Source organism: Halomonas heilongjiangensis, from assembly GCF_002879645.1.
GTDB classification, from domain to species: domain Bacteria; phylum Pseudomonadota; class Gammaproteobacteria; order Pseudomonadales; family Halomonadaceae; genus Halomonas; species Halomonas heilongjiangensis.
The window spans coordinates 1-7024 of record NZ_PNRE01000066.1; the positions used below are offsets into that span (position 1 = coordinate 1).

Annotated in this window: 6 protein-coding genes; 4 read left to right on the top strand and 2 right to left on the bottom strand. The window is 70.0% G+C overall.

All coding sequences use genetic code 11. The features are described from left to right. A partial coding sequence (locus C1H66_RS15165; RefSeq protein ID WP_479723838.1) for a thiolase family protein occupies positions 1–727 on the bottom strand: 727 nt, incomplete at its 3' end. A 12-nt stretch (positions 728–739) separates the two neighbouring features. Beyond that, a complete protein-coding gene (locus tag C1H66_RS15170; protein WP_102628725.1) occupies positions 740–2287 on the bottom strand; it encodes a 3-hydroxyacyl-CoA dehydrogenase in 1548 nt (515 codons plus the stop codon). A 211-nt stretch (positions 2288–2498) separates the two neighbouring features. On the opposite strand from C1H66_RS15170, the gene C1H66_RS15175 reads away from it, so the two are divergent. The 4 genes from C1H66_RS15175 to C1H66_RS15190 form a co-directional block, all read left to right on the top strand. Then, positions 2499–3650 (top strand): acyl-CoA dehydrogenase family protein, encoded by a 1152-nt coding sequence (locus tag C1H66_RS15175; protein ID WP_102628726.1) that lies wholly within the window; start codon positions 2499–2501, stop codon positions 3648–3650. Further along, positions 3650–5254, top strand: a complete 1605-nt coding sequence (locus tag C1H66_RS15180) for a class I adenylate-forming enzyme family protein (RefSeq protein ID WP_102628727.1) — start codon at positions 3650–3652, stop codon at positions 5252–5254. Before C1H66_RS15175 ends, C1H66_RS15180 begins: the two co-directional genes overlap by 1 nt. Positions 5255–5308: 54 nt before the next feature. Next, the gene (locus C1H66_RS15185; protein ID WP_102628728.1) at positions 5309–6703 is read left to right on the top strand and encodes a hypothetical protein; all 1395 of its coding nucleotides are present in this window, start codon (positions 5309–5311) and stop codon (positions 6701–6703) included. 107 nt (positions 6704–6810) lie between these two features. Further along, positions 6811–7024, top strand: a 214-nt coding sequence (locus C1H66_RS15190; protein WP_423133100.1) for an electron transfer flavoprotein subunit beta/FixA family protein, incomplete at its 3' end; no start/stop codon positions are given.

Genomic DNA, 7024 nt, shown 5'->3' on the forward strand with positions numbered 1-7024 from the left:
CGAACAGCGGGGTGAGCCTGCCCAGCTTGGCGGCGTCGGTGCCGGGCCGCGGGTGCTCGTCCCTGTCGACCAGCAGCGGAGGCAGCTTGCGTCCCTGGGGCACCTCGATGCCGAGGATCTCGCCAGCGTAGAAGCCACCGGCCAGGGCCTCGCCGTAGCGGGCCTGGGAGCGGGCCGCGAAGGCGTCGCTGGCCTCCCGGCCAATGCCCAGGTCGTGGGCCACGTTGTCGGCGGTCTCCGGCATGCTGTGGTTGCCGAACTCCTTGCCGATCCAGGGGTTGGGGAAGCGCGAACCGATCACGGTGTCATACAGCGGCTGGTTGCGGGCGAAGGGGGTGTCGGCCTTGCCCAGCACATAGGGCGCCCGCGACATCGACTCCACCCCGCCGGCCAGGAACAGCTCGCCCTCGCCGAGGCGGGTAGCGCGGGCGGCGTCGATCACCGCGGCCAGGCCGCTGCCGCACAGGCGATTGACGGTCTGCCCCGCGACCTCGACGGGCAGGCCGGCCAGCAGGGCGCCGTGGCGGGCCACGTTGCGCGAATCCTCGCCGGCCTGGTTGGTGCAGCCGGCCAGCACCTCCTCGTAGTCGCCGGGGGCGAAGCCGTTGCGCTCGACCAGGGCCCTCAGGGTCCGGCCCAGCAGGTCATCGGGGCGGACACCGGCGAGGCTGCCGCCGTGGCGGCCGAAGGGCGTACGAATGCCATCGTAGATGAAGGCGTCGTTCATGGGAGGCTCCTGTCAGGTCGATTCGGTGGTGGCCAGCGGCAGGCCGAGGGTGGCGCGGCGGCGCAGCCAGGGGCTGGGGCGGTAGCGGGGGTCGCGGCTGGCGGCGAAGAGGTTGTCGAGGATCGTGAGGATCCGCCGGCTACCGTAGTGGTCGCCCATGGCCAGCGGGCCACGGGGATAGCCCAGCCCCAGTTCCACGGCGCGGTCGAGGGTGTCCGGGGTGGCCACGCCCTGCTGGGCGATTTCGGCGCCCACGTTGACGATGCAGGCGACCACGCGCTGGAGCACGAAGCCGTTGCTGTCGTGGAGCGGGCTCACCGGCGTGCCGTCATGGCCGAGCAGGGCCCAGGCGGCATCGCGGTAGCGGGGCTCGGTGGCCGGGGTGGTCATCAGGCTGCGGCGCCTGTCGAGGCCGGCCAGCATGTCGACGGCCACGCAGCGGCGGGCCTCGAGACCCTGGCGCAGGGCGACCTGGGTGGCGTCCTCGCCCAGCGGGGTGAGCAGGCACAACGACTCGGCGGCGGGCCGCTCGCCACGGTCCAGCGGCCAGCCGGCGGCGGCGACGAGCGCCGAGAGCGCCTCGACGGCCTCGGGGTCTTCGGGGCTGATCCACACCGGGACAGGGGGGGCCGCCGGCAGAGGTGGTTCGTCCTCGACGACGGCCTTGCCCTCCTCGTAGCGATAGAAGCCCTCGCCGCTCTTGCGGCCCAGCAGGCCGGCGGCGAGGCGCGACCGGGTCAGCGGAGACGGCCGGAAGCGCGCCTCTTCGTAGTACTGGTGATAGATCGACTCCATCACCGCGTGGGAGACATCGAGACCGGTCAGGTCGAGCAGGGTGAAGGGGCCCATGCGGAACCCGCCCTGGTCGACCAGGATGCGGTCGATGGTGGCGTGATCGGCGACGCTCTCGCCGAGGATCCTCAGGGCCTCGGTGCCGAAGGCGCGCCCGGCATGGTTGACCAGGAAGCCCGGGGTATCGGTGGCGCGCGCGGTGAAATGGCCCATGGCCTGTCCCAGCGCCTCGATGCGCGCGACGACGTCGGTCGAGGTCCGCAGGCCGGGGATCACCTCGACGATCTTCATCAACGGGACGGGGTTGAAGAAGTGGAAGCCGATCACCCGTTGCGGCACCCGGCAGGCGGAGGCGATCGTCGTCACCGACAGCGACGAGGTGTTGGTGGCGAGCACGGCGTCGTCGCCCAGGACCGCTTCCAGACGAGCGAAGAGGTCCTGCTTGGCCTCGAGGTTCTCGACGATGGCCTCCACCACGACGTCGCAGCCCGCCAGGTCGGCAAGCTCGGCGGCCTCGTGCAGTCGGGCCCGGTAGCGCGCCAGGTCGTCCTCGCTCAGGCGCCCCTTCGCCACCCCGCGTGACCAGACGCCGGCGATGAAGTCCCTGGCCTCATCCACCGCGCCCGTGCGGGCATCATGCAGGCTGACCTCGAGGCCGGCCTGGGCGGCCAGCTGGGCGATGCCGCGGCCCATGGCGCCGGTGCCGACGAGGCCGAGGCGACGGAAGGGCGTGGCCGGAGTGGCCTCCGGGGGGGCGTCGGTCGACATGGCAAGCTTCTCCTCACGAGTGGTTATCAGGACGGTTGCGGCGCCTGTGTTCCGCAAAGCAAAATCATATTCCGTTTATTGACTGCCATCCTAGGCTATGCAAAAGTGCCTGGCAATAGATGCGAACGTCAATTCCATGATGCAGAACCGGTGCTCCCGACGTTGCCGACCCCCTGGGACCCGCCTGCCACTTCACCCGTGAGGACACGCCATGATTCGCGATCCGGAACTCCTGAATCAGCTTCTCGATACCATTTCACGTTTCGTGAGTGAACGCCTGATTCCCAACGAGGCGCGCCTGGCCGAGGAGGACGCCGTGCCCCCCGAGCTGCTCCAGGAAATGCAGGAGATGGGCCTGTTCGGCCTGTCGATACCGGAAGAGTACGGTGGCCTCGGGCTGACCATGGAGGAGGAGGCGCTGGTGGCGATGGAGATCGGCAGGACCTCGCCGGCGTTCCGCTCGATCTTCGGCACCAACAACGGCATCGGTGCCCAGGGTATCCTCATCGACGGCACCCCGGAGCAGAAGGCCCGCTACGTGCCACGCCTGGCGACCGGCGAGCTCCTCAGCGCCTTCTGCCTGACCGAGCCCGATGCCGGTTCCGACGCCGCCAGCCTGCGCACCACGGCCGTGCGCGACGGCGATCACTATGTGCTCAACGGCACCAAGCGCTTCATCACCAACGGCCCCGAGGCGGACCTGTTCACGGTGATGGCGCGCACCGACCCTGCCAACAAGGGTGCCGGTGGCATTTCGGCCTTTATCGTCGAAGGCGACACCCCCGGGCTCCAGCGCGGGCCGGCCGACAGGAAGATGGGTCAGAAGGGCGCCCATACCTGCGACATCATCTTCGACCACTGTCGGGTGCCGGCCGAGAACATCATCGGGGGCCAGGAGGGGCAGGGCTTCAAGACCGCCATGAAGGTACTCGACCGCGGCCGCCTGCACATTTCCGCGGTCTGTGTCGGTGTCGCCGATCGGCTGGTGGAGGAGTCGCTGAGCTATGCCATGGAGCGCCAGCAGTTCGGTGTGCCGCTCTCCAGCCACCAGCTGATCCAGGCGATGCTCGCCGACAGCAAGACCGAGGCCTATGCCGGCCGCACCATGGTCCTCGACGCCGCGCGCCGCAAGGACGCCGGCGAGGATGTCTCGACCCTGGCGTCGTGCGCCAAGCTGTTCTGCGCCGAGATGGTCGGCCGGGTGGCCGACCGGGCGGTGCAGATCCATGGTGGCTCGGGCTATATGGCGGAGTACGCCGTCGAGCGCTTCTACCGCGACGTGCGGTTGTTCCGCATCTACGAGGGCACCACCCAGATCCAGCAACTGGTGATCGCCCGCAACATGGTACGGGAGGCGTCCTGATGGCCCTGTCCGTGACGCGCCAGGCACCGGACGAGCGCATCTTCGGGCGCCTGGCAAGCGACTTGGTGGCGGAGCTGCCCGAGCGGTTGAGTACCCGGGTGCTCGACAACGCCCGGCGCCTTCCCGACCGCGAGGCACTGGTCGATGGCGAGGTGCGCTGGTGCTACGCCGAGCTGGGCCGCGAGATCCGCGAGGCCCGGGCGTGGCTGGCCTCGCTGGGGATTCGGCCGGGGGATCGCCTGATGACCGTCGGCGAGAACAGCCGTGCCCTGGTGGTGCTGCTGCTGGCGGCCAGCGAGCTCGATGCCTGGGTCGCCATCGTCAACTCGCGGCTGTCGGCCAGGGAGATCGACCTGATCCGCGCCGACTGCCAGCCGCGTCGGGTCATCTATACCAGCGAGGCGTCGCCCGACGCCGAGGCCCACGGCCACCGTCACGGCGCCGAACCGCTGGCCCATCCCGGCCTGGGGGCGCTGCGGGTGGGGGCGCTGGCCGACAGCGAGCCGGAACCTGTCGAGGCCAGTGGCGCCGAGCAGGTCGCGGCGATGATCTACACCTCGGGCACCACCGGCACGCCCAAGGGCGTCATGCTGACCCACCGCGGCATTCTCTATATCGCCTCGATCTCCGGCGGCATGCGGCACCTCGGCGAGGGGCAGCGCGTCTACGGCGTGTTGCCGATGTCTCACGTCTTCGGTCTCTCCTCGGTGTGCCTGGGGTCCCTCTACAACGGCGCCTGCCTCTACACGGTGCCGCGTTTCGAGGCCTCGGCGATGCTCGAGGCCCTGGCCGGGGAGCGGATCACCGTGCTGCAGGGGGTGCCGGCGATGTACGCGCGCACCCTGGAGTTCCTGCGCCGGCAGGGCCGCAAGCTCGAGGCCCCGGCGCTGATCTACATCTCCGCGGGGGGCTCGCCCCTGGACGGGGATACCAAGCGGCGGGTGGAGGCGGTCTTCGGCCTGACCCTGCACAACGGCTACGGCCTGACCGAGGCCAGCCCGACCATCAGCCAGACCCGCATCGACGACCGCCATGCCAGCAATACGGTGGGCCGCGTGCTGCCGCTGCTGGAGTATCGTCTCGAGCCGCTGGGGGCGAGCGGCGATGTCGCCGGCGACGATGACGAGGTGGGCGAGCTCTGGGTGCGCGGCCCCAACGTGATGAAGGGCTACTTCCGCCAGCCCGAGGCCACCCGGGCCTGCCTCACCGGCGACGGCTGGCTCAACACCGGCGATATCGCGCGCTTCGACGAGGACGACCAGCTCTATATCGTGGGGCGCAGCAAGGAGCTGATCATCCGCTCCGGGTTCAACATCTACCCGCCCGACGTGGAGGCGGTGATCAACGAGCACCCCGGCGTGACGCTGTCGGCGGTGGTGGGGCGTCAGGTGGCGGGCAACGAGGAGGTGGTGGCCTTCGTGCAGGGCGAGCCGGGCGCGGATCTGGATGAGGCGGCGCTCGGGGCGTTCCTTGCCGAGCGGCTGGCGCCCTACAAGCGGCCCACCCGGATCGTGCTGATGGATAGCCTGCCCGCGACGGCCAGCGGCAAGATCCTCAAGGGGCGGCTGCGTGACATGGTCAGGGAGGAGGGACAGCATGACTGAGCGACGCCGGGCCGCTGAGGAGGCGTCCGACGAGTCGCCGGAGGGCGTGGCCGAGTGAGCGCCGACCGGCTGCGGGCATCGCTGCTGCTGGCGGTGACGCTGGCCACCCTGGTGCATCTGGTGGTGGGCAATGCCCTGGCGCAGGGTCTTGGTATCGCGGCCCTGGGGGCCTACCTGCTGACCCAGCGGGGGCGCTTGTCGGGCATGGCGCGAGGGCTGCTCTGGGTCGCCGCCGGACTGACGCTGGTCGCCCTGTGGCGGCATTCGGCACCCGGCCCGCTGCTGTTCGAGGCGGCGGGGCGTTTCGCCTTCTTCGCCACCTTCGTGGTGGCGCTGGGCCTGTTGCGGCTGCCCGCCTACCGCTCGCGACTGGTGCGCCGCTGCGGGCAGAGCATGCTGCTGCAGCCGCCGGGTCGGCGCTATCCGATGCTGTCGCTGGGCTCGGCGCTGTTCGGCATCATTCTCAATATCGGCGTGCTCAACCTCTTCGCCGCGATGATCGAGAAGAGCAACACCCTCGGCGCCGCCCAGGGGCGTGCCTGGGTGCAGCGTGCTCGCCGCCGGCGGATGATGCTGGCCCTGTTGCGGGGCTTTTCCCTGGCACCGCTGATCTCGCCCATGGGCATCGGCGTGGCCGTGGTGCTCTCCAGCATGCCCGGGGTGGCGTGGCGCGAGCTGGCGCCCTATGTGCTGGGCGCGGCGGTGCTGATCTTCCTGGTCGGCTGGCTGGTCGACCGGCTCACCGGCCCCCATCCTCCCGCAGCCGGTGCCGGTCGCGAGGCGCCTTCCCTGTTGCCGCTGGGCCGGTTTGCCCTGCTGCTGGCGGGCATCGTGACGCTGGTGTTCTGCCTCGCCGGGTGGCTCGAGGTGCGCCTGCCGATCGCCGCTCTGCTCGGGGCGCCACTGGGCGCCTTCGGGTGGCTGGCCTGGCAGCGGCGTCGCCTCGGCGGCCTGGGACTGGTCGCCGCGGGGCGCAGCCTGCACCGCCAGCTGCCCTGGCTGCTGGCGCCGACCCGCAACGAGATCGTGGTGCTGGGGGCGGCGGGCTACCTGGGGCACCTCTGCGTGGGCCTGGTGGACACGGCGAGCCTGGCCGCGGCGTTGACCTTCCTCGACACCCTGGGGGCCTGGAATGCGGTGCTGGCCATGCTGCTGGTCATGGTGCTGGCGCAGGTCGGCATCAATCCCATCGTCACCGTCACCCTGCTGGCCGGTATCCTGCCGGCCCTGGCCATCGAGGGGCTGGCGCCACCGTTGATCGGCGCCTCGCTGATGGTCGGCTGGGCGCTGGCGCTGATGTCCTCGCCGATGACGGCCTCCATGCTGATCCTGTCACGCTTCACCGGCGTGCCCTCGACCCGGATCGGCTATCGCTGGAACGGCGCCTTCCTGTGCACGGCCATCCCGCTGCTGGCCGGCTGGTTCCTGCTGGCACGCTTCGGTAGTTGAGGCGTCGGGCTTGACGCCGGCGGCAGGGCTTCGTATCGTCTATGTAAAATAATGAAATTTAATTTCGACAAGCGGAATAGCCTGAAGCGAACCATGGGAGAACAGCCATGAAGATCCTCGTCGCGGTCAAACGCGTCATCGACTACAACGTCAAGATCCGGGTCAAGCCGGACCACTCCGGCGTCGACCTCACCAACGTCAAGATGGCCATGAACCCCTTCTGCGAGATCGCCGTGGAAGAGGCGGTGCGGCTGAAGGAGAAAGGCGTGGCCAGCGAGGTGGTGGCCGTGACCGTCGGCCCCAAGGCCGCCCAGGAGCAGC